The sequence below is a fragment of the Orenia metallireducens genome, assembly GCF_003001995.1.
Taxonomy (GTDB): Bacteria; Bacillota; Halanaerobiia; order Halobacteroidales; family Halobacteroidaceae; genus Orenia; species Orenia metallireducens_B.
Map to the genome: position 1 here is coordinate 34,194 of NZ_PVNB01000007.1, position 26,245 is coordinate 60,438.

At 34.1% G+C, this 26,245-nt stretch carries 25 protein-coding genes; 1 reads left to right on the forward strand and 24 read right to left on the reverse strand.

What is annotated here, in order from left to right; all coding sequences use genetic code 11:
* Positions 1 to 123 precede the first annotated feature (123 nt).
* The 10 genes from thrB to argF all read right to left on the reverse strand — a co-directional run bounded on the left by thrB (position 124) and on the right by argF (position 11,110).
* Entirely contained in the window at positions 124 to 1,020 is an 897-nt protein-coding gene (gene thrB / locus BX659_RS06650) for a homoserine kinase (protein ID WP_097017224.1), read from the reverse strand.
* Positions 1,013 to 2,245: an aspartate kinase gene (locus tag BX659_RS06655; RefSeq protein ID WP_097017225.1), complete on the reverse strand. Its 1,233-nt coding sequence runs from the start codon at positions 2,243 to 2,245 to the stop codon at positions 1,013 to 1,015. The genes thrB and BX659_RS06655 overlap by 8 nt, the downstream gene beginning before the upstream one ends.
* Positions 2,246 to 2,297: 52 nt before the next feature.
* On the reverse strand, positions 2,298 to 3,587 hold the full coding sequence (locus tag BX659_RS06660) for a homoserine dehydrogenase (protein ID WP_097017226.1): 1,290 nt from the start codon (positions 3,585 to 3,587) through the stop codon (positions 2,298 to 2,300).
* Between the two features lie 58 nt (positions 3,588 to 3,645).
* Entirely contained in the window at positions 3,646 to 4,095 is a 450-nt protein-coding gene (locus BX659_RS06665) for an ACT domain-containing protein (protein ID WP_097017227.1), read from the reverse strand.
* A 215-nt stretch (positions 4,096 to 4,310) separates the two neighbouring features.
* On the reverse strand, positions 4,311 to 5,195 hold the full coding sequence (gene ilvE / locus BX659_RS06670) for a branched-chain-amino-acid transaminase (protein WP_097017228.1): 885 nt from the start codon (positions 5,193 to 5,195) through the stop codon (positions 4,311 to 4,313).
* A gap of 160 nt (positions 5,196 to 5,355) precedes the next feature.
* A complete protein-coding gene (locus BX659_RS06675) occupies positions 5,356 to 6,393 on the reverse strand; it encodes a peptidoglycan DD-metalloendopeptidase family protein (protein WP_097017229.1) in 1,038 nt (345 codons plus the stop codon).
* 505 nt (positions 6,394 to 6,898) lie between these two features.
* Positions 6,899 to 7,651, reverse strand: a complete 753-nt coding sequence (locus tag BX659_RS06680) for a peptidylprolyl isomerase (protein WP_097017230.1) — start codon at positions 7,649 to 7,651, stop codon at positions 6,899 to 6,901.
* 63 nt (positions 7,652 to 7,714) lie between these two features.
* Positions 7,715 to 8,992 (reverse strand): hypothetical protein, encoded by a 1,278-nt coding sequence (locus BX659_RS06685; RefSeq protein WP_097017231.1) that lies wholly within the window; start codon positions 8,990 to 8,992, stop codon positions 7,715 to 7,717.
* Between the two features lie 64 nt (positions 8,993 to 9,056).
* Positions 9,057 to 9,905: a hypothetical protein gene (locus BX659_RS06690; protein WP_097017232.1), complete on the reverse strand. Its 849-nt coding sequence runs from the start codon at positions 9,903 to 9,905 to the stop codon at positions 9,057 to 9,059.
* Positions 9,906 to 10,192: 287 nt separating this feature from the next.
* Complete coding sequence (gene argF, locus BX659_RS06695; protein WP_097017233.1) at positions 10,193 to 11,110, reverse strand: ornithine carbamoyltransferase; 918 nt, start codon at positions 11,108 to 11,110, stop codon at positions 10,193 to 10,195.
* Between the two features lie 676 nt (positions 11,111 to 11,786).
* Here argF and BX659_RS06700 point away from each other — a divergent pair.
* Positions 11,787 to 13,643, forward strand: a complete 1,857-nt coding sequence (locus tag BX659_RS06700) for a methyl-accepting chemotaxis protein (protein WP_097017234.1) — start codon at positions 11,787 to 11,789, stop codon at positions 13,641 to 13,643.
* Positions 13,644 to 13,681: 38 nt separating this feature from the next.
* Here the strand turns inward: BX659_RS06700 and BX659_RS06705 are convergent, their stop codons facing one another.
* The 14 genes from BX659_RS06705 to nifB form a co-directional block, all read right to left on the reverse strand.
* Positions 13,682 to 14,050 (reverse strand): P-II family nitrogen regulator, encoded by a 369-nt coding sequence (locus BX659_RS06705; RefSeq protein ID WP_097017235.1) that lies wholly within the window; start codon positions 14,048 to 14,050, stop codon positions 13,682 to 13,684.
* A gap of 71 nt (positions 14,051 to 14,121) precedes the next feature.
* Entirely contained in the window at positions 14,122 to 14,460 is a 339-nt protein-coding gene (locus BX659_RS06710) for a P-II family nitrogen regulator (RefSeq protein WP_068716961.1), read from the reverse strand.
* 186 nt (positions 14,461 to 14,646) lie between these two features.
* Positions 14,647 to 15,981 (reverse strand): ammonium transporter, encoded by a 1,335-nt coding sequence (locus BX659_RS06715; RefSeq protein WP_216358760.1) that lies wholly within the window; start codon positions 15,979 to 15,981, stop codon positions 14,647 to 14,649.
* A gap of 61 nt (positions 15,982 to 16,042) precedes the next feature.
* The gene (locus BX659_RS06720; protein WP_097017236.1) at positions 16,043 to 16,768 is read right to left on the reverse strand and encodes an NAD+ synthase; all 726 of its coding nucleotides are present in this window, start codon (positions 16,766 to 16,768) and stop codon (positions 16,043 to 16,045) included.
* 166 nt (positions 16,769 to 16,934) lie between these two features.
* Entirely contained in the window at positions 16,935 to 18,266 is a 1,332-nt protein-coding gene (gene glnA, locus BX659_RS06725; protein WP_097017237.1) for a type I glutamate--ammonia ligase, read from the reverse strand.
* A 16-nt stretch (positions 18,267 to 18,282) separates the two neighbouring features.
* Positions 18,283 to 18,468 (reverse strand): hypothetical protein, encoded by a 186-nt coding sequence (locus BX659_RS06730; protein WP_181186424.1) that lies wholly within the window; start codon positions 18,466 to 18,468, stop codon positions 18,283 to 18,285.
* Positions 18,469 to 18,676: 208 nt separating this feature from the next.
* The gene (locus BX659_RS06735) at positions 18,677 to 18,922 is read right to left on the reverse strand and encodes a MerR family transcriptional regulator (RefSeq protein WP_258176120.1); all 246 of its coding nucleotides are present in this window, start codon (positions 18,920 to 18,922) and stop codon (positions 18,677 to 18,679) included.
* Positions 18,923 to 19,149: 227 nt separating this feature from the next.
* A complete protein-coding gene (gene nifV / locus BX659_RS06740; protein ID WP_097017240.1) occupies positions 19,150 to 20,229 on the reverse strand; it encodes a homocitrate synthase in 1,080 nt (359 codons plus the stop codon).
* 188 nt (positions 20,230 to 20,417) lie between these two features.
* Positions 20,418 to 21,383 carry an ABC transporter substrate-binding protein gene (locus BX659_RS06745; protein WP_097017241.1) on the reverse strand — a complete coding sequence of 322 codons (966 nt, stop codon included), beginning with the start codon at positions 21,381 to 21,383 and terminating at the stop codon, positions 20,418 to 20,420.
* A 7-nt stretch (positions 21,384 to 21,390) separates the two neighbouring features.
* Complete coding sequence (locus BX659_RS06750) at positions 21,391 to 22,188, reverse strand: ATP-binding cassette domain-containing protein (RefSeq protein ID WP_097017242.1); 798 nt, start codon at positions 22,186 to 22,188, stop codon at positions 21,391 to 21,393.
* A gap of 3 nt (positions 22,189 to 22,191) precedes the next feature.
* Positions 22,192 to 22,875: a GTP-binding protein gene (locus tag BX659_RS06755; RefSeq protein WP_097017243.1), complete on the reverse strand. Its 684-nt coding sequence runs from the start codon at positions 22,873 to 22,875 to the stop codon at positions 22,192 to 22,194.
* 201 nt (positions 22,876 to 23,076) lie between these two features.
* Positions 23,077 to 23,979 (reverse strand): molybdate ABC transporter permease subunit, encoded by a 903-nt coding sequence (locus BX659_RS06760; protein WP_181186425.1) that lies wholly within the window; start codon positions 23,977 to 23,979, stop codon positions 23,077 to 23,079.
* Positions 23,980 to 24,447: 468 nt separating this feature from the next.
* On the reverse strand, positions 24,448 to 24,756 hold the full coding sequence (locus tag BX659_RS06765) for a 2Fe-2S ferredoxin (protein ID WP_097017245.1): 309 nt from the start codon (positions 24,754 to 24,756) through the stop codon (positions 24,448 to 24,450).
* A 131-nt stretch (positions 24,757 to 24,887) separates the two neighbouring features.
* Positions 24,888 to 26,174 (reverse strand): nitrogenase cofactor biosynthesis protein NifB, encoded by a 1,287-nt coding sequence (gene nifB, locus BX659_RS06770; protein ID WP_097017246.1) that lies wholly within the window; start codon positions 26,172 to 26,174, stop codon positions 24,888 to 24,890.
* Positions 26,175 to 26,245 lie beyond the last annotated feature (71 nt).

Consider the following 26,245-nt stretch of genomic DNA (forward strand, 5'->3'; position numbering starts at 1 on the left):
AATTCAATTAAATAAATGTAGTAGTTGATACATTATGGGGATGTTGTGACACTTTTTCAAATGGATATAGAAAAAAGAGGTACAATAATTTGTACCTCTTTAAGACTAACGAAATATTCTAGTTTAATCCTCTAAGATAATAACACCTTGATTGGTGGGATGGGTAATCATATAATGGGAATCCAAACCATGTTCAGCAAAGATATCTACCATCTTCTTTCCAATCTTACCTTCATTCTCTAAAGTAAAGGCAATTACAGTAGGTCCTGAACCACTGATAGTTACTCCTAAAGCATCAGATTTTACTTCTTTTAAGATTTCTGCCAGCCCTGGCACTAAATCTTGGCGATATGGCTGATGTAATTTATCATCTAAAGCCTCTTTAATCAAAGTATAATCCTCTGTCAATAATCCCGTTAAGAGTAATCCAGTATGGCTTAAATTAAAGACTGCATCTTTAAAGGAAACCTCTGCTGGCAATACCTCTCGAGCCTTAGCAGTAGATAATTGGTAGTCAGGAATACAGACAACGGTCTTTAATTTGGCCGGTACTGCTAGCTTCTTATAGACTACCTTAGAACCTTTGACTGTCGAAATCACAACTCCCCCCAATAGTGCAGGAGCCACATTATCAGGATGCCCCTCTATCTCAGTAGCTAAATCTACCAGCTGATCTATCGATAGTTTTTCACCTGCTAATTTATTAGCTGCAACCAATCCTCCCACTATTGCGGCAGCACTACTTCCTAAACCACGGGCTAGAGGAATTCTATTCTTCAACTTAATCTTCAACCCTTGAGGAGAGTATCCTACCTTAGTAAAGACCCTTTCCATAGATTGATAGATTAAATTACTCTTATCTGTAGTCAATTCATCACTACCATAACCAACCACTTCAATCTCTAAGCCTTCCTCAATCTCAGCAACCTCTACCTCATTATATAGTTCTAGACTCATCCCTAAAGTATCAAAGCCTGGTCCTAAATTGGCAGTAGTAGCAGGAACCTCTACTTTAATCATTGTCTATCCCTAGCTTGTCCAACTCAAACTTACTATGAATAGCTCTAACTGCCTTTTCTGCCTTATCTCTAGCAATTAAGCAAGAGACCTTGATTTCAGAGGTACTGATCATACCGATATTAATCTCTTCTTCTGCTAAAGCCTCAAACATCTTAGCTGCTACGCCTGGATTGGTAACCATCCCTGCACCAACGATAGATACCTTAGCCACTTGATTGTCACAAAGTAACTCTCTATAATTTAACTCATCCTTCATCTCTTCTAATACTTTTTTAGTCTGTTTAAAATCATCTTCATCAGTAGTAAAAGTAATATCATTTACCCCATCATAATTTACATTCTGGATAATCATATCCACATTAATAGACTCTTGTGCTAACCGAGTAAAGACCTTTGAAGCGATGCCTGGATGGTCTGGTACTCCTACTAATGATAATTTTACCTCACTTTTATTACATGCTACTCCACTTACAACTATATTCTTCTCCAATTCTTCTACCTCCTTAATAATTGTCCCTGGACTACAAGCAAAGCTAGATTTAACAGCCAACTTGACATTATACTCTTTAGCAATCTCCACTGAACGTGGGTGTAATACATTTGCTCCAAGACTTGCTAGCTCTAACATCTCTTCATAGGAGATTTCAGGTAATTTACGAGCATCTTCTACCATACGAGGATCTGTAGTATAAACACCATCAACATCAGTATAGATTTCACATAGATCTGCTCTTAGTGCAGTGGCAACTGCTACAGCCGTTGTATCAGAGCCTCCACGACCTAATGTAGTAATTTCATTATTTATAGTTACCCCTTGAAAACCTGCCACTATAACAATCTTTCCTTCTGCTAGCTCCTTCTCTACACGGTCAGGTTTGATCTCTAGGATTTTAGCCTTACTATGTATATCATCTGTTATAATCCCCACCTGTGAACCAGTTAAAGAGATAACATCCTCCCCAAGTTCATGGATAGCCATAGCCAATAAAGAGACAGATACCTGCTCTCCAGTAGAGATTAACATATCATACTCTCTTCTAGGAGGGTTATCAGTAATTTGATTTACTAATCCAATCAACTCATCAGTAGTATCTCCCATTGCTGATACTACTGCTACCATTTTATTTCCTGCTCTCTTTCTCTTTACAATTCGGTTAGCCACCCTTTTGATTCTTTCAGAACTTCCTACCGAAGTTCCTCCATATTTTTGTACAATTAAGCCCATTTCTTCTCCTCCCATTCTTTAAAGCAGTTAACAGCTTGCACTGTAGACTATATTAATTATAGTCTTCGACTCTAATTAAACTTGCAATCTCTTTTACATCATCTAAAGCCTTAATCTTTTCTAATGCTGCATTAAGGTTTCCTTCCTTGACCTCATGAGTCACTAAAACCAATGGTACAGTACTATTACTTCTTCCATGCTGAATTACCGATTCTAGACTGACAGATTGCTTACCTAAAAGACTAGTAACTTCACCTAAGACCCCTGGTCGATCTAGTACTTCTAATCTGATATAGAAACTACTCTCTACTTCAGATCTATCCTTAATCTCTTTTTGAGTAAAGCAGGTACAAGCAATTCTGCCTTGTGCTCCAAAGTTAATATTTCTAGCTGCAGCAATTACATCTCCAACTATAGCACTTCCTGTTGGCATCTGACCTGCCCCTGGTCCATAAAACATCGCTTCACCAATAGCATCACCTTCAATAAAGATTGCATTAAATACATCATCTACCTTAGCAATTGGGTGCTCTTGTGGTAATAATGTTGGATGGACTCGAAGCTCAACTCCATCGTTCTGTTTTCCGATAGCTAATAGCTTGATCTTATAGCCTAACTCCTTAGCATAAGTAATATCCTCTTTAGTTATCTTAGTAATACCTTCCATATAGACATCTTCAATATTAACTCTAGATTCAAAAGCAATAGAAGCCAAAATTGCTAATTTATAAGCTGCATCATATCCTTCTATATCAGATGTTGGATCAGCCTCTGCATAACCTAGCTCTTGAGCCTTCTTTAGTACTTGATCAAATTCAGCCCCTTCTTGATCCATCTTAGTTAAGATATAGTTAGTAGTTCCATTAACAATTCCCATTACTTTAGTAATCTTATTTCCAGCCAAGCTCTCTTTTAATGGACTGATAATAGGAATTCCTCCACCTACACTGGCTTCAAAGTAAAAATCAACACTATTTTCATCAGCAGTAGCTAAAATTTCTTCACCATGCTTAGCTATCAACTCTTTATTAGCACTGATTACACTTCTACCACTCTCTAAGGATCTTAAAACAAAGTCTTTGGCAGGATTTACTCCACCAATCACCTCTATAATAATCTCTATCTCATCATCATTGATAACATCTTCAAAATTCTCTGTTAGAAGATTTTTATCAACATCAACTGCCAAAGGTTCATTCTTATCCTTAACTAACACCTTCTTAACTACTAGCTTAGCTCCTGATTTATTAGCAATACTTTCAGCATTCTGCTCTAATATCTTATAGACACCAGAACCTACTGTTCCACACCCTAATAAACCTATCTTTATCTCCTTCTTCATTCTCATCTCCTCCTTATTATTAGCTACTAGCTATCAGCTATTGGCTAACAGCTAAAGATTATTTGCTTTTAAAGCTCTTACTAATCAATTCAACTCTTCTAATTCCTGCTATATCCTTTATCCTAGATAATAGTTCTTCTAAAGAAATTGATAATTTCTTTACCTTAATTGTCATTGTTATATGGGCTACTTGGTCTAAAGGTATATCCTGATTAATGGTTAAGATACTAGATTGATATTCTGCTACTTTAGTTAATACCTCTGACAAAACTCCCTTTCTATCCACTACTAACAATGACAAGGTTACTAACTCTTCTTCTTCCTCAGGAACAAAGGGAAAGATATAATCTTTATACTTATAATAAGCACTGCGGCTTAGATTGACTCTCTTAACCGCTTCTTTTATTTGATCCTCTTCACCAGTTTTAAGCAACTCCTTTACTTTTACTGTCTTTTTCATAGCATCAGATAAAATCTCTTCACTAACTATATAGAACTTTTCTTCCATTATATCCTTCCTTCTTAGTTCAAAATTAGATTTATTAAAACAGATTTTTGTTCTCGTAATAAATACATATGTGTTTTATTTGTGAACAACTGCTTTGAATTATAACATTAACTTTTATAATTTGCAAGTTTTTTTCAATTTAAAAAAGTATTTTTTAAATACTTTTTTAGTAAATTATTAAAAAGCACAGCCATTAATGGCTGTGCTTGAAATTCTTAATTATCATAAATTTCAGTACCAGTGCTTTGAGTCAACTCTCTAAACTTCTTGATTAGCTTAGCAGTATACTCACCAGGCTTCCCATTGTCAATCTCTCTACCATCTACCTTAACAACAGGAATTACTTCAGCAGCAGTACCTGTTAAGAAGCACTCATCTGCAGTAAATATATCATGTCTAGTAAATACCTCTTCTCTTACTTCCAATCCAAGTTCAGGAGCTACCTCTAATACTACACCACGCTTAATACCCTTTAATGCTCCAATATATGTAGGAGGAGTAACCAATACACCATCTTTAATAATAAAGATATTATCACCTGTACATTCTGCTACATAACCTTCATTATTTAACATAATTGCTTCTAAAACTCCAGCTTGATTTGCTTCAATCTTAGCTAAGATATTATTTAAGTAATTTAATGACTTAATTCTTGGATTGATTGCTTCTGGAATGTTTCTTCTAGTAGGTACAGTAACTACAGCCAGTCCATTTTGATAGAACTCCTCTGGATAAAGAGTAATGTCACTAGCTATAATAATTACAGTTGCTTGATCACATTTTTTAGGATCTAATCCTAAATCACCAACTCCACGAGAGATAACTAACCGTATATAAGCATCTGTTAGTTCATTAGCTCTAATAGTCTCTAATACTGCTTCTTTCATCTCTTCAGGAGTCATCGGTATATCTAACATAATCGCTTTAGCTGATTCATATAGGCGCTTAATATGCTCATCAAAACGAAATACCCTTCCATTATAAGCACGGATACCTTCAAAGATCCCATCACCATATAAGAAACCGTGATCAAATACAGATACCTTTGCTTCACTCTTATCTACTAATTTACCATTTAAGAATATTTTCTGACTGCTCATACTCCTCACATCCTTCTTATCAATTATTATTTACTATTATAATTAAATTTAAACCTATTTGCAAACTAAAAAAGTAAGAAGTTACTAATAAATAATCATTAATAAAAATAAAAGTAGGATGGTTGAATTCAACCATCCTACTTAACAATTTAAAATCTTTTTAATCTAGATATTTTAATGGATTTACTTCTTTACTATTAATTAATATTGTAAGGTGTAAATGAGGTCCTGTACTTCTTCCGGTATTCCCTGATTTAGCAATTATTTGCCCCTGTTTTACACTTTGCCCAGGTCTAACCAACAATTTTGAATTATGACCATATAAACTAACTACACCATTTCCATGATCAATAGTTACCGTCTTACCATATCCTCCTACCCAACCACTATTTAATACCTTCCCTGACTTAACAGCTTTGATTGGAGTTCCAGTTCCTACAGCAATATCAATACCATTATGAAAACTTCTCTTGTTTAAGATTGGATGTATCCTATAACCAAACCCTGAACTTATCCTTCCCCTTACTGGCCAAATAAAATCTTTTTTAACTGCTGTTGTATTCTTAGAAGTTTGTGACAAATCAATGATTAATTTAGGTATTTTAATCATTTGACCTTCTCTAATACGGGTTGTCTCAAAATTATTTACTTGCTTAATAGTCCTAATTGTAGTGTGGAACCTGTTTGCTAACTTATCTAAAGTATCTCCCCTTCTAACCTTATAAGAAACCATTTCATAGAAGTCTGTATCAATCCCTCCACCTAAAGCAGTTTTAGGTATTATCAGCTCCTGATTAATACGAATTATATCATTATCAAGCTTATTTGCCTCTTTTATCACAGTTACTGGAACATCATATGTATGTGCCAGTTTAGATAAGGTATCTCCAGATCTTACTTTATATTTCTCAAAACTAACGGCATCTTTTAATCTGTTCCAAGTCTGCTTTCCTACAACACCGTCATTTGGGAGTTTAGATTTTCTTTGAAACTCGATAATAGCACTCTTAGTTGCAGGTCCAAAATTACCATCAATAATTATTCTATAGCCTAACATCACTAAATTCTCCTGTAATTCTCTAATATCTCTACCTTTCATCCCCTGCTGCAAGACTCTATAACTGGCTTCAACACTGATTATGGAAGAAGATAAGAATATAAATAATACCATTATAATGACAAGTTTATTACGCCCCACCTGTTAAGCCTCCCTCTTTTTCAATTTATTGTTATTTATTAGATTAATCACTGCTACTTATAATCTTATAAACTTATTAAGACTAAAACTACCTTAACTCATTCGACATTTAATTATCAAATTCCTCCATAAATTATTCAATTTCATACAATAACTTTTAAAAATCCCCATATTCCAATTAATGTAATATTTAGATTACCCTTAATTATATAAATTATCAATAAATTCCCCTCAAATTCAAATAAGTAATTATCAACCACTAGCTAGTACCTTTAAAAGGTAAATTTTGAGAATATATTAAGATATCTATTAAAATTATATCAAGTTCAAGAAAAAGTAACAATGGTAATTATTAAAAAGTGGAGTACTCTACCATTTTTATAAATTATAACTTTAGAATATAATTAAATCTATCTTTATATAATGATTAAGTGGTAAACTGACCTCAAAAACTTAGCTAATTTAAAAAAAGAGTTTCTGGAGTTAAACTCCAGAAACTCTTTTTTTACTCACCAATTGTTACAGTATATTTTTCTTTTAACTCTTCTGTCTTACCTTGATAAAGCTGATTCTGCTTCATTGAGGTCAATTGCTGTTCAATCTGTTCTCTAACCTCTTCTAAAGAACTACTGGCAGCTTCACTCTTAGCTGTAACCTTAATAATATGATAACCAAATTGCGTCTTAACAGGCTCTGAGCTGACCTCTCCTTCTTCCATTGCAAAGGCTGCTTGTTCAAACTCAGGAACCATCTTACCTTTTGTAAAGTCACCTAAGTCGCCTCCTCTAGCCTTAGAAGGACAAGTAGAGTATTTCTTAGCTGCTTCAGCAAATGCAAGACCTTCTTTTAGCTGGTCCAAAATCTCTTCTGCTTTCTCTTCTTCCTTAACAAGAATGTGGCTTGCTTGTACACTTTCTGGCTTCTTAAATCTATCCTTATTCTGATCATAAAACTCTTCTATTTCACTGTCATCTACAGCTACGTTCTCTAAAAGATTCTTAATAGCAAATTGGCTTAATAGGTTATTTTGTACCCTCTCAAGACTCTCCTTAAACTCTTGATTATCTTCTAAACCTTGCTCAAGAGCATCTAGGTAAAATAACTTTTGATTGATTAATTGGTCTAATAAACGTTGACGACCCTGTTCTGTATGTAGTTGCTGTGCCTGTTGAGGATTGGCATTTTTAATAACCATCTCAATATCCTCTTCTGTAATCACTTCTCCATTGACCTGTGCTAAAATCTTATCTTCTGACATATTCTAATCTCCTTTACTATAAGTTATATTGGTATGTTAACAAAAAAAAAGGCTACTGTCTAATTAAATCTGAATATTTCCCACTTTGTCAGCCAAATCAAGCTTAGCAACTCCAAGAGCATAATTCTCCCATAGTATATCCTTAACTAACTCTAATTTCTTCTCTTCACACTTGATAATCAAAACTACCTCTGTAGACTTTTTATTTCTCTGTCTATATGATTTATTTTTACTTATTAACAATCTAATAAGCAAACCTAAAAAACCACCTACTAACAATCCAATTAACCCCCACACAATTGGCCCCCATTTCAAAATAAAACCATAAATACTGCCAAGGAGCATAAATATAGTTCCCAAAATAGAAGATAAATCTAACAAACTTAAACCATCAGAGTGATGAATACTATCAAAAAACCTTCTAGATGAATTTCTCTTGTCCATAGGAATAGCCAAAATATCCTCCTTTTTAATCCCTTGCATCTCCATAGTACTAATTGCTAACTCTAGATAATTTGAATATTCAAATGTACAGATAATATGCATAGCTTCACCTACATCTTTTTTATTTTCACAAGGTAATTCAAAGCTTTTATTTTGATAATTCTTCTTTAAAAATAGAGCCTGTTCCCAGTCATACAACTTATTATTCTCTACAGTATTAACATAAGCATCGTATAGTGCAAACCCATATACTGAGGGAATATTTAAAAGCCAGTGCCAACTTATAATATCTTTAGCTTTAGCAAATTCTCCTAGAAAGGAATAATGAATAGCAGGTAATAATTTTGAATAATAAACAAGCATTATCCACCAAGTCATAATAAAGGAGGCAGTAATTATACGATGAATATAGATCTGACCTGCACCTGGCATTAAGAATGACCAGATAGCTGAAATCATGGGATTTCTTTTATCTAAATAATTAATCTCCATGGCACTTATTTGAAAGATTTTAATATCAGCATCTTCCCTAGTTGCTAATAAATACTGATGATTAAGATCAACTGTACTTCGATAACTATCCCAAATAGCAAAGATATAAGTTGGAATATATAAGAGCATCCACCTAATATCAATTACTTCTTTTGCTTGTTCAAGACTACCTGTAAAGGAGTAGAGAATAGCAAGATTAACATGAGCTTGATAATTAATATATACCTCCCAAATAAATAATAAAAAGCCTCTTAAATACTTTGATAATAAGAGATGACCCAATCCAGGAAATGCTGCTGACCACCAAGAAATTATCCAAGGGTTTCTTAAATGAACCTGTGTTGTACCAAATATACTGACATAGGCCTGATGTCGTCTCCCCTTAAATTTGTTAGAACCTTTCATTTATTTAAACCCCTTAATTTTTTATTCTTAGAAAATTCTAATTAATTATTTTTATTACAATTTTTTATAATTTTGATAACTTCTTAACCAATATAAACTCTTCTATCAACACAAACACACAAATAATAAGCACTTCTATTATTATTAACCCCAAGATACCAATCCCTTCAAAGATCATTAGATTCAAAGATTTAAGCAATATATCCAATAATACACTAGTACTGACCATCAATACTACTGCCAGATATCTATTATTGACGTATCTTAAAAAAAATGTATCTATAAATGATTTCGTTACGCCTACTAGTGGATAAAAAACTCCACTATCACGCAAGGGATTTTCAAACCACCCTGGAGAATATTTTATTTTATTCAAGACTACACCCAAAGGAAACTCACGTAATAGGATATGTAATGAAAAGAGAATACAGACATAGCCAAAACCCATTAGCAGTGGACTAGCAGGGGCTTTAATATAACCATACCACTTTTTAACTATAACGAAAAGACTTATTAAAGCAATAGCTGTAAATGATAAATTCCACCAACGATGCTCATAAATATCTAACTTTAAAAATAACCACTCTACTCCTACAAAAAATAATGTTATCCCTAAGATATGTCTAAACTTTAAAGAAAACCCTGCAACTAAAACTGCCGCTGCTGGTAAAGAGAGTGCATTAGAAATTATATGTCCTGTGTAGTTGTTATAATAAAACTCCTTAAAATAATCTACTTTATAAATATACCCTTCAAAAACAAATAAAACTAAATACTCACCAAAAAATATCATTCCTATAGTTAAGAAGAAAAGTGGAATTAAGAACCTATCTTTTGTCCTTATTATAGTATAAAATAATGCGGATATACTCATAAAAATCAATCCTGTATAACACAAACCTGCCCAATTCATTACTCCCCTCCTAAACTATTAATTGCAATATTTAGGTTATTAAATAGGTGATTAGAACAAAACTAACTCCCTGCTATAACTTTATATAAATAAGTTAAAATCTTTTATTTTTAGTTCTTAATTCCTATTAATTCATGGCTGACAATTCTTTTTAACTTAATATATCTAACTTAAAGATTATAATATAGAACTTATTTATATTTATTATAACAAGTAAGTCTATTACTATACTTAAAAACCCAATAAATAAAAAAGCCGAGACATTATTATCTGCCCCGACTTAAAGTTTATTTCATTAATTTTGCCATAATTGCCTTCTGCATGTGTAGTCTATTCTCCGCCTGATCAAAGACTACTGATTGCTCTCCATCTATTACTTCTGCCGTTACCTCTTCACCACGATGTGCAGGTAAACAGTGTAAGAAGATGGCATCAGCTTTTGCTACTGACATCACTTCACTATTAACTTGATACTTAGTAAAGGCTTCTTGTCGCTCTTCCATCTCATCTTCATCACCCATACTAGCCCAGACATCGGTATATAGTACATCAGCATCTTCAGAAGCTGCTAAAATATCACTAGTTATCTCTACCATACTTCCACTATCTTGAGCAATTTCTTTAGTAGCAGCTACTACCTCTTCATCTGGTTGATAATTTTGAGGGCAAGCAATAGAGATATCCATTCCCACTTTGGCTGCTGCTAATAATAAAGAGTGAGCCATATTATTACCATCGCCAACATAAGTCATTTTTAATCCTTTCAACTCACCCTTATACTCTTTAATAGTAAGTAAGTCAGTCAATGCTTGACAAGGGTGGTAATCATCAGTTAAACCGTTGATAATAGGAATAGTTGCATGTTCAGCTAACTCTTCTACATCACTGTGAGCAAAGGTTCTAATCATAATCCCATCTACATAACGCGAGAGTACTTTAGTTGTATCCTCTATCGTCTCCCCTCTTCCAAGTTGAATATCATTTGAACTTAGGAAGATCCCCTGACCTCCTAATTGATAGATACCAACCTCAAAGGAAACTCTTGTTCTTGTAGAAGATTTAGCAAAGATCATTCCTAAGCTCTTACCAGCCAAAATTTTATGTTCAACACCTGCTTTTAATTCCTTCTTTAACTTAAGCGCTAGCTCAAATAACTCCTCAATCTCTGTTAGTGTTAAGTCCTTAACTGTCAATAAATCTTTCATAGTAACTCCTCCCTCCTCATGTTATTTATAATTATACATTTTTGAGAATAAATATGCAAACATTATTTTGATTTTTATTATTCTATTGTGCTAATTAAATTTTAATATAGATAATGTGTCTTTATGGGAATATTGCGACGCTTCTACTTTTTAAAAAGTAAGCAAAATCTTAGGTTGCGCTTAAGGGCGCCTTACTTTTGGCATTGCCCCAAAAGTAAGCAAAAAGTCTAGAAAAGAATTAACCAACGAGTCTATAGAACAAGACTCTTCGTGGCAGAGCCCACTCACTACGCAATCAAAATAATAAAAATTATCAATTATTATATCTTTAATTTAAACCTAATTGTACTCTAAATTCCATCTCAATTTTTGCTCCGTTCAAACAATAATTCTTTTCGCTTTTAAAGATCTTAACTGTCAACCGTACACTGTACACTTACACGAAAGTATCATAATATCTATATATTGTATCATTTTTTCTACTAGCACAAGATATTGGCATTAGTTTATTGTTTATTATTTGTTATCTATTATCTTTTAATAAAAAGTAGCTTTGTAAACAGTAGGTTAACTATGGGTTAACTTTCTAGAAAATACAAGGTTTTAGAAATAAAGTTATATAATATATAGAATTCGTAAGCTACAATTATCAGAGTAAAAGAAAGGGGAAAGCATAATGGTAAGATTCAGTTTAAAGAAGAAATTATTCATCCTTCTCTCACTAATTTCAATAATTCCAACACTAATCATCTCTACAATATTATATAAGCAGAGTAGACAGAGCTTTGAGCAAACAATAGATTCTAAGTTAGAACAGGCTGTTAAGGTCTCAAACTTCTACTTTAATGAAAAACAGAAGGTAGCACTCTCTATTGCTCACAACTATGCCCAACAAAAGAATCTAATTTCCGCCTTCAAAGAAAAGGACCGAGCTTTATTAGACCAAAAGCTTAAACCAATCTTCAAGCTATTAAAAAAGGATAAAGGCTTAACCGTCTTTGAATTTGGTGATGAAAAAGGGGTTGTCTTTACTAGAGCCCATCACCCCGGCAAATTTGGTGATGATAAGAGTGATAACAACTCAATTAATCTGGCTTTACAGGGAGAAGAGGTTAAAGGCTTTGAATTTGGTAAGAGCGGGCTGGCTGTTAGAGCCTTTGTTCCTATCAAAGATAATAATCAGATTATAGGTACTCTCCAAGTTGGTTTCAATCTAAACAACCACTTACTAAAGAATATCAATAATTTAATTTCGGGTGATGTAGCCTTTTATGAAAGGGATAAATTAATTCAAAGTTCTAGGGATTCAGAGCAAGATAGGATTGGCAAAAGTATAGAGGATAAATCCATCTTTAATAAAGTATCGTCAGGAGAGAAAGTAATCTCTATGGCGGAAGATAATAGATTAGAATTATATCTGCCCTTATTTGACCCAACTGTTCAAAAGATTCAAGGAATGCTTAGAATCAGCCAAGATTTGACCTGTATTAAAGGTTTAGAGGATAAATTCTTTCTTATTTCTATCTTCTCTAGTCTAGTTATCTTTACTTTAGTTATTCTTATATCTTTGTTATTTAGTAATAAGATAACTAAACCTATCTTGTCTGCTACCAATTTTGCTAATAAAATTTCTTCAGGAAACCTAGATATTAAGCTACTTGATATCAAAACACAAGATGAACTTAATATTTTAGCATCAGCTCTAAATAAGATGTACTCAAACCTAAAAGATACCATCATCAATATCCGTAAGACATCAAAGGAGTTATTTTCCCATAGTGAAGAGCTATTATCTTCTGCCCAAAAGGCTAATAGAACGATCACAGCAAATCAGAATCTAATGAATAATATCACTTCAATTATTCAAGGTATTTCAGAGAGTATGGAGGAGATGGCTGCTTTTGCTCAACAGTCCTCTAATAAGACTCACCTTGGTAACAACAATATCAATGATACCTTAAAGAGTATCAATAAAATCAGTCTAGTCACCAAAGAAACTGTAAAGATTATAGAAGATCTAGATAATGACTACCAAGAGATCAATCAAATAGTTGAACTAATCACCAATATAACAAAACAGACCAATCTATTAGCTTTAAATGCTAACATTGAAGCCAATAACTCTAATAATACCAGCAATGGCTTTAAAGTCATCGCCGATGAAATTAGAGCCCTCTCGACTGAAACTAATGGTGCTACTGAGAATATCCTTACTATAATTGATAAAATAGAGCAGAAATCAACTAATGCATTAACTGCTATTAGAGAAGTAGAATGTAAAACAAAAACAAGTCAAAAGATCGCTAAAGAGACTGGCTTACTATTTACAGAGATAAAAAATTCAAGTCAGGAAAGCTCAATACAAGTTCAGCAAACAGCTAGTGCTACCGATAACTGGAGAACATATAGCAAAGAAATCTTTAATTCCTATCAGGATATTGAAACTATCTCTGAAGAGCTCAACTCTTCTTCCCAAGAGCTCAAAGAGATATCCCATAGTTTAATGGATATGGTCGATGAATTCAAAATATAGTTTTATAACTAAAAAGCTGGTCGATATCGACCAGCTTTTTATATCCCCATGTAACTACTAATTGTATAATCCTCTTCTATAGTACTTACAAATATCTTACCATCACCAGCAACACCATCTACACCCATCTTAAACTTAATCTCCCCTGCATCTAAGCTGCCCTTTCTCTTAGTCTTAGCCTCCCTAGCAATTATATCGACTACTTTAGTTTTATCTTTATCCTCTACCACAATTAAAATCATAGTCTTTGAAAGTTCATCATAGTGGGTCTCTCCAATCTTAACTCCTTTTTGCTCACCCCTACCACTAACATCTACTTTGGTATAGGCATGAAACCCTTCAGCACTTAATCTTTCTACAACAGCTTCAACCTTCTTAGGTCTAACAATCGCCCTAATCAGCTTCATCAATCATCAACCCTCCCTTCTATACTTTTACAAAAATACCCCCGATTAAATCGGGGGTAGGTTGCTTAATGTTAAATAGCCTTTATACCTTTTTCACCTGTTCTAATCCTAATAGTCTCTTCTATTGGATAGATAAAGATCTTACCATCACCGACTTCATCAGTACGAACAGCCTCCATAATAGCATTGACTAAAGGTTCTACCTTATCCTCTTCTATTACGATCTCTACTTTAAGCTTCTCCTTTAACTTGACCTCATACTCTACACCACGATAGATATTAGTAGCACCTTTTTGCTTACCATATCCAGCAATCTGAGTTATATTTAAACCGTTTACACCTAAATTCTCTGCAGCCACGATTAGTTCTTCTATACTACTTGGTCTGACAATACATTCTACCTTTTTCATTCTCTTTCCCCCTTTATTAGTGGGAGTGCTTAGTGTGGGTGTGAGTAAAACCTTTACACCCTGCACTAATAACTCAAACTCTCACTATCTTTTAAATTTATCCTCTTAATTATTCTAATTTATTATATTTAACGAGCGTAATTATAATTATAAGTTAGACATTTCCCCTCACACTCATTGCTCACACTACTTTTTACTAACTTTAACACTCTTCCAATGTAATGGAATGAAATCTGGATAAGATACGGAACCATGCTCTGTAATATCTAATCCTTCTACCTCTTCTTCTCTAGATACTCTTAAGCCAATAGTACTAGCAATCACTTTGAATAGGATAAATGCTGTTGTAAAGGTCCAAGCTCCTACTGCTACTACACCTTTTAACTGAGTGAAAAATAATCCAATTCCTCCTCCGTAGAACAGACCACCATCTACTGCAAATAATCCAACTAATAATGTTCCAAAAGCTCCGCAAACACCATGTACTGCTACTGCTCCAACAGGGTCATCTACATGTAAACTATCGATAAACTCTACAGCATAAACTATTAAGATTCCTGCTAAAGCTCCAATTGCTACAGCTCCATAGTTATCCACACTAGCGCACCCTGCAGTAATTCCAACAAGACCAGCCAAAGCTCCATTTAAAGTCATACTTACATCAGCTTTACCATATTTGAACCAACTAGTTACCATTGCTAAAGCGGCACCTGCTGCTGCAGCCAAGTTAGTTGTTACTGCAATATCAGCAATACTTAAATCAGTACCTGCTACTGTACTACCTGGGTTAAATCCAAACCAACCAAACCATAAGATGAATACACCAAGTGCAGCCATTAATAAGTTATGTCCTGGCATTGCATTAACAGAACCATCTTCATTAAATTTACCAATTCTAGGTCCTAAAACTATTGCTCCTGCTAAAGCAGCCCATCCACCTACTGAGTGAACAACTGTTGAACCAGCGAAGTCAACCATGTCGCCTAACCAACCGCCACCCCAAATCCAGTGACCTACTACTGGATAGATGATTGCAGTGATTACAGCACTATAAGCTAAATATCCACTAAACTTAGTTCTTTCAGCCATAGCTCCTGATACAATAGTCGCTGCTGTTGCTGCAAATACAGCTTGGAAGATCCAGAAAGCACTTAAAGGTATGCTCAATCCTAAATGTTCAAAACTTCCACTTAAGAAGAATCCTTTAGTTCCTATAAAAGCATTTCCTGCCCCAAACATAAATGCAAATCCACAAATCCAATAAATTAATGATCCTACTGAAAAGTCCATTAAGTTCTTCATAATAATGTTTCCTGCATTCTTTGCTCTAGTAAATCCAGCCTCTACCATCGCAAATCCTGCTTGCATAAAGAATACTAAAAATGCTGCTATCAAAGTCCAAATTGTATCAATCGCAATTGCATTGCTTTCTGCTGTTGCATCTGCTGCAAAAGCTATTGATGATAAACCAATCACTCCTAACATCACAAGTAAACCTAAACTAACTACTCTTCTTCTCACTTTTTTCACTCTCCTTATAATTAATATATATTTTATAATAAATACTTATAAAACCTATAATTTAAAAGCTCGGTATTGGTGGTAAAGCTAATTTATGTTGATTTTTCTCCTCTAAAGTATCTACTATCTCCTTTACTTTAGAGCTAGCTTCACCTGTTAAGATATAATTATCAACCTCTTCATAAGTAATTCCTAACTCACTTTCATCAGTCTGTCCTGCCCACAATCCAGCTGATGGTGCTTTAGTAATAATCTTCTCTGGCACACCTAAAACTCTGGCTACCTCCCTAACTTCACTTTTGACCAAATTACCTAATGGTGCTAAATCTATTCCCCCATCACCAAATTTGGTAAAGTAGCCTAATTTCAGCTCACTTCTATTATCTGTTCCTACAACTAAATAACCATTTAAACTAGCATAATAATATAAAGTAGTCATTCTCAATCTTGGTTTGATATTAGCAAGACTTAGTTTCTGATCATCAACTAGATCAACCACATCTAACATTGAATTAAAGACGGAAGCTAAATCTATCTTCTTATACTCTATTTCAAACTTTTCTGCTAACAATTTAGCATCTTTTTGATCTTCAGGGTTGCTTTCGCAGGGCATAATCAACCCTAAAGTGTTTTCAGGAAAGGCTTTCTTACATAAGGCTGCTGTCACCGAAGAATCAATACCTCCACTTAAGCCAACAACTGCCCCCTTGCAGCCAGCTTCCTTCACTTTTTGCTGAATCCATACTACCAGTTTCTCTGTAATCAACTTATAGTCCTTATTCAACATTTTAGCACTTCCTTTACTAACTATTTGCCTCACTTATTTTTATAGCCTAGAGAACCCTTCTGTTTGCTTAACTACTCTTAAACTGTCTACTCATTTATAGCAATCAAGGATTCTCTAAGCATATAAAGAGTGAGATTATATATAATTAGTCAATACTCAAAAGCTATTAATATACTTCTAAATATTGATCTAATTCCCATTGATGAACTTGAGTTCTATAAATATCCCATTCAATAATCTTAGCATCTAAGAAATGTTCTAAAACATGCTCACCTAATGCACTTGTAACAACTTCATCTTCTAATAAATAGCCTAAAGCATCTTTTAAGCTACTAGGTAAACTTTCAATAGACAATTCTTCTTTTCTATCAGCACTCATTGTATAGATATTTTCTAGAACCTCTGCTGGTGCTTCAATCTTATTTTTAATTCCATCTAGACCAGCCTTTAACATTACAGCAAAAGCCAAATATGGATTGCAAGATGGATCAGGATTTCTCATCTCTAATCTAGTTCCAGCTCCACGTGCAGCTGGAATTCTAATTAAAGCACTTCGATTAGAGCTAGACCATGCTAAATAAACTGGTGCTTCATATCCAGGTACCAAACGTTTGTAAGAATTAACCGTTGGATTAGTAATAGCTGCAATTGCCTTCGCATGTTTTAATAATCCACCGATATAATATTTAGCAATTTGACTTAAGCCTAACTTATCATTCTCATCATAAAAAGCATTCTCTCCATCTTTGAATAATGACTGATGAACATGCATTCCAGAACCATTTTCTCCAAAGATTGGTTTTGGCATAAATGTCGCATGTAAGTCATGAGTTTCAGCAATAGCTTTAACTACAAATTTAAAGGTAGCTACATTATCAGCAGTAGTTAAAGCATGATCATATTTAAAGTCAATCTCATGTTGTCCAGGTGCTACTTCATGGTGAGAGGCTTCCATCTCAAAGCCCATTTCTTCTAAAGCTAAGACAATGTCTCTTCTTGGATCTTGACCAGCATCCATTGGTGCTAAATCAAAATATCCACCTTGATCATTAGTAATAGTAGTTGCGTCACCCTTCTCATCTTTTTGGAATAAGAAGAATTCTGGCTCTGGTCCAACAAACATCTCATAACCCATCTCTGCAGCTTCATCTAAGACCTTCTTTAATACCTGACGTGGGTCACCTGCAAAAGCACTGCCATCTGGTTTGTAAACATCACAGATTAATCTTGCTACTGCACCATCCTTTGGTCTCCACGGAAATACTGTAAAAGTATCATAATCAGGCTTTAAATACATATCAGACTCATTGATTCTAGTGAAGCCATCAATTGATGAACCATCAAACATAATCTTTCCATCTAAAGCATCCTCTAATTGATTAACTGTAATTGCAACATTCTTAATTATCCCTAAAATATCAGTAAATTGTAATCTAACAAACTTTACATTCAACTCTTTTGCTTTCTGTAATACATCTTCTTTTGTTAATTTAGACATTCTTATTTTCCTCCTCTTAAATTAAATCTTCTTTTGAACCTGAGAACCAAGTTATAATGCTTTCAGAAACTAAACTTGCTCCATCTATCTCTTTGATACCATCTATTTTAATGCCCTTGCCAACCATTACAACATTATTATCCTTAACAACAATATCCGACTTATAACTCCCATGCTCACTGGTTACATTAACATTTTTCATTACAAAACACATTAAAATCACCTCGCTTATTTTATTAAAATCTCTTTTCAAGACCATCTTTGTGTTAGGTATATGTTAGTTATATGTCAAGTATAAAGGTTTTGTGCCAAAGTGTCAAGGTTTTTTTGAAAAAAATTAACACAAACCTGACATTGAAGAATAAAAATAAAAACCATTATAAACAATCCCTAAACCCAACTTAGTAAAATTATTCTTGCTCCTCCAAAATCTTTTTTATCCCTATCGCATTTAAGCCTTTGTTCAATAATTTTTTAATTTGGACAAGCCTTTCAATATCATTTTGAGAATATAATCTCTGATTACCTTTTGTTCTGATAGGTTTAAGCAAATCAGCCTTCTCATAATAACGAATCTGTCTGGCCGTTAGACCAGTCATATCTGCAACCACTCCAATAGTATAAGCAGGAGTATTTGCACCTACATCAAGCATCATCTCCCTCACCTCAGTGTATGTGATTTCGCCCAACCAAAACTCTCCACCAAAGACACAATTTAATACCTTTAAAAACAGTTTGATGTAAAGTTAATGTCAATTACATGTTAATTATACGGTTTGGGACTTAATAAGTCAAGTCTTTTATCTTATTTTTTCTTATTAATTAACATCTGGTTAACAAAAACAGGTCATTAAACATGATATCACCTTATGACATCTACCAATTAACCAATAACACTCTCAACATTACCAGAATAAGATTTTATCCCTCTTAAGACCTTGTTGGCTTCATCTTCACTAAGAGAAATTCCCAATTCTTTGTACTTGTGAAGAATTGAGCTAACCCCTGAGAATTTACCAATTACAAATTTCCTTTCTCTTCCTAAATCACCTGGAGATAAGAACTCATAGGTTGAAGGATTTTTCAATAGACCATCCACATGTATTCCAGACTCATGAGAAAAGACACCATCACCCACAACAGGCTTATCTATGGAGATTCTTCTTCCTGATGAATCCTCTACAAGTTTTGATAACTCTTTTAAACCTTTAATCTTAAAATCACTTTCACAACCTTCAATACATTTCAAAGACATAACTATCTCTTCTAAAGCTGTATTGCCCGCACGCTCCCCTAAGCCATTAACGGTACAGCTTATATATTTAGCCCCGGCTTTAAAAGCACTCAAAGCATTGGCTGTAGCCATCCCAAAATCATTATGCCCGTGAAAATCAACCTCCAAATCGATCGCTTCTCTTATTTTTTTGATATTATCATAAGTGGCAAGAGGGTCTAAAGCTCCAATAGTATCTGCATAGCGAACTCTAACAGCACCCTCTTTTTGAGCAACCTTATAGAGTTGGATCAAAAAGTCAATATCAGCCCTTGAAGCATCTTCTGCCCCTACAGACACCATACATCCTTTTTTGATAGCATAATTAATAACTTTGGTTAACTCAGCCAACAACCAGCCTCTATCTTTTTTCAACTTATGCTTAAGCTGAATATCGGAAGCCGGAGCTGAAATATGAATGTTTTTAAAACCACAATCAAGAGATTGGTCTATATCTTCGATCTTCATCCTATTCCAAGCCAATATCTCAGCATTTAAATCTAGAGATATAATCTCTTTAAGGACTTCTTTCTCTTCTGTGCCCATAGCCGGAATACCCGCCTCTATAACATCTACCCCTAGTTCATCTAATTTACAAGCTATGTCTATTTTCTCCTTTTTAGAAAATGATACCCCTGCAGACTGCTCTCCATCTCGCAAAGTTGTATCTAAAATATAGAAGCTATTCATCATACTCACCCCCTTCTTTTTTCGACTACACCAAAAGTAATTATCTACATGTTAACTATGTGTTAATTATACTTCAAGATTGTTTTTTTGTCAACGATTGAGCAGCCTTTTTGGTAACATTTTGAATAAATTTTACACATAGTTAACACCCAAATGCAAACTGAACTTCTACCCGCTTTTTTTCCACCTTAAATTTGAAAAGACATATAATAACCTGTAATTTCATCCATAACTTTTCTTAAGTTATTATTCTGTATAAAATCCCAACCAAGCCACTTATATTCCTTATCTTCAAAGATCCCAAGCTCAACAGCTGGATTCGATACAGGAAATGCAGCATTTGTAAAGACTCTTCCCACCTCTTGCCCTACTATATATTCAGTCAAATCTTTAACATCTTTACTGATACCTTTTTTAACTAACATTGAAATAGCATTGACCAAAGCTCCATCCTCTGGCCAGATAAGTTCTATATTCTCCCTAGCACTTATATTTCTAGCAAAAAAATAGGGCATTACATAAATTGCTGGGTCTTGATAATTAGTGCTTGTTGCCCTCTTCACCATCTCTGCTGGATGCAAACCTTCTTTGACATTCTCTGAAAGCAACTTTATCCCCTCAAAACCATATTCTTTATAAAAATTTAAGAGGACTGTTTCACAGACAAATTCATCCCTTCCTCTAATAGAGATATTCTTATAATATTCTTTGGATAATAAATCACCAAACCTCTTAGGAACTTCAGCTCCCCTTAGTCTATCTTTATTCACAACTATAACCAATAAATTTAAAGTAAACATCGTATAATTTTTAGCCACATCTTGATATCCTATATTTTCGAAATTTTCAGCTTCATTATATTCAATTGGATTTCTAAAATATCCCTTACTAATAAATCTGTTATGAAATTCATCATAAAAGAAGTTATTAAGCCCTGGTGATATCACAATATCAGGTATCTCGTCTATTTCTCTAAAGGCATCAATCTGTTCATAAAAGGTAAGATGATTATTGGCATTAGCAACTATACTACAGTTAAGCTCTACTCCTTCTTCCTTCTTCTTTTTCACATAATCTGTTATCAACCTTTCAAAAGGTACCTTCAAAGGGCATGGCATTAAAGCTAATAGATTACAATCACTAAACTCTCCCATAAAAATTTCACTCCCATCCTATACAGTCGATTATCTCTCCATTTCTAAGCTTATTACGCATCATCAACAGTTTCTTATCTAACTTCTCAAGTAAGACTAAATTCTTTCTCTCTGCTGCTGTAGATTCAATAATCTTATTGATACCTCCATTTTTAATAACCAACCTCTTATCCCCCATCAAGGCCAAGATCGGATCATGGGTTGCCATTAAAATTATCTTCTCTCTTTTTACAAGCAAATCCAAAGCACTCTTTCTATCTATCCCTGCATTCTCAATCTCATCAATCAATACAATTGGCGATTTACTAAGATAAGCTGTATCAGCAATCATCAACGCTCTAGATTGACCCCCGCTTAAAGAAGTAATCGGTGTATCCTCCAAGAACTCTTCACCTGCTAATTGATTGGCTTGAGTGATAATTGCTTCAATTACCTCTTCAGAGTCTTCAATCTTACGACTACTAGCATGGATTTCTACAAACTCTTTGACAGTCACATCCATCACAAAGTTCATATTCTGGGATAGCTGGGCAACCAGCTTTGAATCTATATCAAAACGTTTCTCTACATCAGGCACCTGACCATTAATCAGAATTTTCCTTCCTGTTGGTGTGTCCTTTTGGGCCATCCATTCAATATCACCTAGTAGTTGACTCTTTCCAGAACCAGTAGGTCCCACAATCGATACAACCTCACCTGAATAGATAGTCAGATTTAAATCTTCTGGATTACCATCCTTATCATGACCACCAATTATAGTTATATCAAAACCTTTCTCATCTTCCAATTTCACCACCAGCCTCATCTTTTAGAGATTTATATTCTTAATATTCCCTATTTGATAATCCTTCCCAACTGTCATCTCCCCCAAACAGTAAGAGCATAAAGCAGCTGGCATAGTAAAGCGGAGTTTGCTATCTTTTAAATTCTCTCTTTCCCCTTCCTTCATAAATAAATCGGCTAGATGCAAGGTCCCTTGACCGGTAATCCCATTAATAAATAAGATTTTAGCTTTAGAATTTACCTCTTTAACCCTATAAGCAAAGATCTCCCTTTCTGCCTGAGAGACTATATCACCTTTAGTTATCACCACTATATCAGCATATCTCAGCATCGGTCCTATCTTTTTAGGGGTATGAATCCCCATTAAATTATCTATAATACAGACAGCCAAGGAACCTCTTAAATAAGGAGAGCATCTATTGCATAAGCCTGCACTTTCACTGATCAAAATATCTAACTCTTCCTTTAACCCCCATTCAAAACATTCCTCAATATTACTAACAAAAAAATGGTCTGGACATAACCCTCCTGAAATACCTACTTGCACAGCTATCTTCTTTCTCTTATATAAGATATCATCATTTGTTGATAAGCAATCAAACTTTATCACTCCAACCTTAATCTCTTTCTGACTTAAATGATCGATCGTCTTAATAATTACAGAAGTCTTTCCAGTTGACGGTGGACCAGATACAGTAATCAACTTCATCTTATCACCCCAAGTTATAGATTTATAGCAAGCTGATACAATTTAAAGATATTACGACACTTTAGTAATCAAAAATTAAAGGCACCTGCAAAGTTATTTAAATTCTATTTTAAATTGAAAACATTTAAGTTTCCTCTATGCTTTCAACCAGATAAACTCATCTCTAAATAGAATATAACCTTTACAGGCACCTATATATTATTACTCTTTTAATTTCAATTCTAAAACAAGTAATGGTAGCAAAAATATTAAGATCAATACTACTGCCAAAGAGATAGATTGACCTAAATCCCTTTGAGAAAGAGTATAAATCGCTGTAGATAATGTCTGAGTTTTACCTGATAGATTTCCAGCAAACATCATAGTTGCACCAAACTCTCCTGCTGCACGCAAGCAAGCCATAATCAGCCCTGTCATAAAAGCTCTAATACTTAGAGGTAAGTAGATTAAAAATAACAGCTCCTTCTCACCTGCCCCAAAGACCATAGCAGCTTCTTTGATATCCTGATTGATCGCCTCAAAGCCACTTCTTAATGCCTGAGTAAAGAGTGGTAGCATCACAAATACTTGCACTATAATCAATGCCACAAAACTGAAGGGAATATCAAAACCAAAAACCCTAATTACATTTGCAAAGGCACCCCTTCTTCCAAAGGCCATTAACAGAGCTAACCCTGCGACAGTAGGGGGCATCACCAAAGGTAGATTTAAGATCATATTAATTATTCTATAAACCTTCCCTTGTTTTTGGGCCATGACATAAGCAAAGGGAACCCCAATAATAATAGTCATAATAGCAGAACAGAAGATAGAGCTAATGGTTATCTTGATTGCTTTTAAAGTATTTAAATCTTTTACAACAGAAATTACATCTCCTATTGAAGACTTTAAGAATAAAGATAAGATAATCAAGGTAATAAAAACGACATTGAATATCATTATCCCCCAAATTAAAATTTTAGTTAAATCTACCTTCTTACTTCCTGGTAATTTAAATATATCTGCCCTTTCATTACACCCTTGTACTTCTTGATAAATCAAATCATTGGCCATATTACCCCTACTTTCTTTTACTCGACAGCTAGTCAACACTAAAACCTTCACTATTATAAGTAAAAGTTAGAAGGTATTAAGTAAGCTGCCAGGTTTGCTCAATTAACTTCTAAATAAAGCTATCTTTAAAGCTTAGCTTTCACTTTGTAAGCCCTTGATTTTTAGCATCTCTCTTCTCAGCTCCCACTTCATAGTTCTTACCCCCCTTGATATCTTGCAATTATAACGACAACTAATATCAAAAGAATAATTAAGATCTTCTTCATTGTGACATTCCCTTATCCTAAACTCTTATAACCGGCTTAACAGGTATTACTATTCACAATTAAATTTTAAATATAAACCAACTTAAGATAACTATCTAAAATAACAAAATTATCTTATTAAAAATAAATAACTATTTATTTTTAATAAGATAATACTATTATATCTCCTTTAACAATAGCAAGAGAATCTATAGCCATCTATGATTTTGAAAATTCCTCTCCCCTTTAGAGAAGGGAAGATATAATCGATTGATTATATCTCTAACCTCTCTACTACCTTACCATTTTCTAAATGGCTTTCTACTATCTCCTCTACATCATCAGGAGTAACACTACCATACCAGACTCCTTCTGGATAAACGATTACTATTGGGCCTTTATCACAGATCCCCAAACAGCCTGTGTTAGTTACCATTACATCACCTGTTAAGCCATAATCTTCAATCTCCATCATAAAGTTTTGGATAATCTCTATAGAATCCTTATTGACACAGTAACCTCTCTGTTGACCATTAATTCTTGAGCTAGAACAGACAAAAACATGATACTTAGGTTTATTCATATTAATCTCCACCTTTTATATATTTTTATCACCAGTAATCAGTTTAGGTAAAAAACTTTAAAATAGTTCAATCTATTTATTATCAATTACTCCTCAACTATTAACCCTTACCAGTTACTGGTCATGACTACTTAACTAATTTGCTTTAAATTCAACTTTTCTACTGCATGTTCAATCCCATCTTCAATAGCATCATATAACTCTAAGGACTTAATACCTCTTTCTAATAACTTCTTCTTTGGTTCATAACCTATTCTCATCGATAAGACAGCTTCACAATCAGCTAACAAATCAATTATACTACTCATCTTATCATCTTTATCATCACATTCTTTACCAGTACAGTATTTATCTATACTCCTCTTATCGACAAGCACTATCCCTTGCTCTGTATACTTATATACCAAAAAGTCCTCTACATGTCCAAAATGTTGATCGATCAACCTACCAGTCTTTGAAGCCACTGCAAACAATAATTCAGAACCTCCAATGTTATCTGACTTTTTCTCTTCTTGTGGTTCAGAGACTGAACCTCTAAACTCAATCGATATATCCTGGGACAGCTGACCAATAGCATCAGCTCTACACTGCTTACAGTGATACATCTGTTTTAAATTAAGAGAACATTTATCCCTTAACTCATTTAATTCCTTATTACTAACCAAAGGCATATCTTCAAATTCACTACCTTCTGCTGGAATAAGAGGCATTATATTGGTCATAAAGGCACCACATTCCTTTACTTTATCAACAACCTCTGGAATATGCTCATCATTTAACCCTTTAACCATTACTATATTTACTTTACATAAAACCCCTTTACTAGCCAGATAGGTCAACCCTTTTAATTGATTATTTAAAAGCACTTGTGCCCCTTCTTCTCCAACTAATATCTTCCCCTTATAATAGACCCATTTATAAATTGAAGCTCCTATCTTAGGATCGATCGTATTGATAGTAATGGTAACATGTCTAACTCCCAATTGCACTAACTCTTCAGCATATTCAGGTAGCATTAAGCCATTTGTAGAGATACAGATAGTCATCTCAGGATCATTTTCTCTAATCAATTCAATAGCCTTTTTAGTCTCCTCAAAATTGGCCAAAGCATCACCAGGACCTGCAATACCAATTACCTTTAAATTAGGAAGCTTCTCTTTAACCAATAAGTATTTCTTATAAGCTCCCTGCGGAGTTAACACCTCACTGGTTACACCTGGTCTACTCTCATGTAAACAGTCATACTTTCTATTGCAATAATTACAGCTGATATTACATTTTGGCGCAACAGGAATATGCATCCTCGCATATTCATGAGCACATTCGCTATAACAGGGATGTTTCGAAGTCTTTAACATAGTATCTAATGATGTTTCTTCTGGGAAATTCATATCTAAATCAACTGAACAACCACCCATCTTATACCCCCCTTTTTTTACTCCCTACTCTCTTCTCTTATCTATAGGAGTTCTTTTAACCATTATATTTT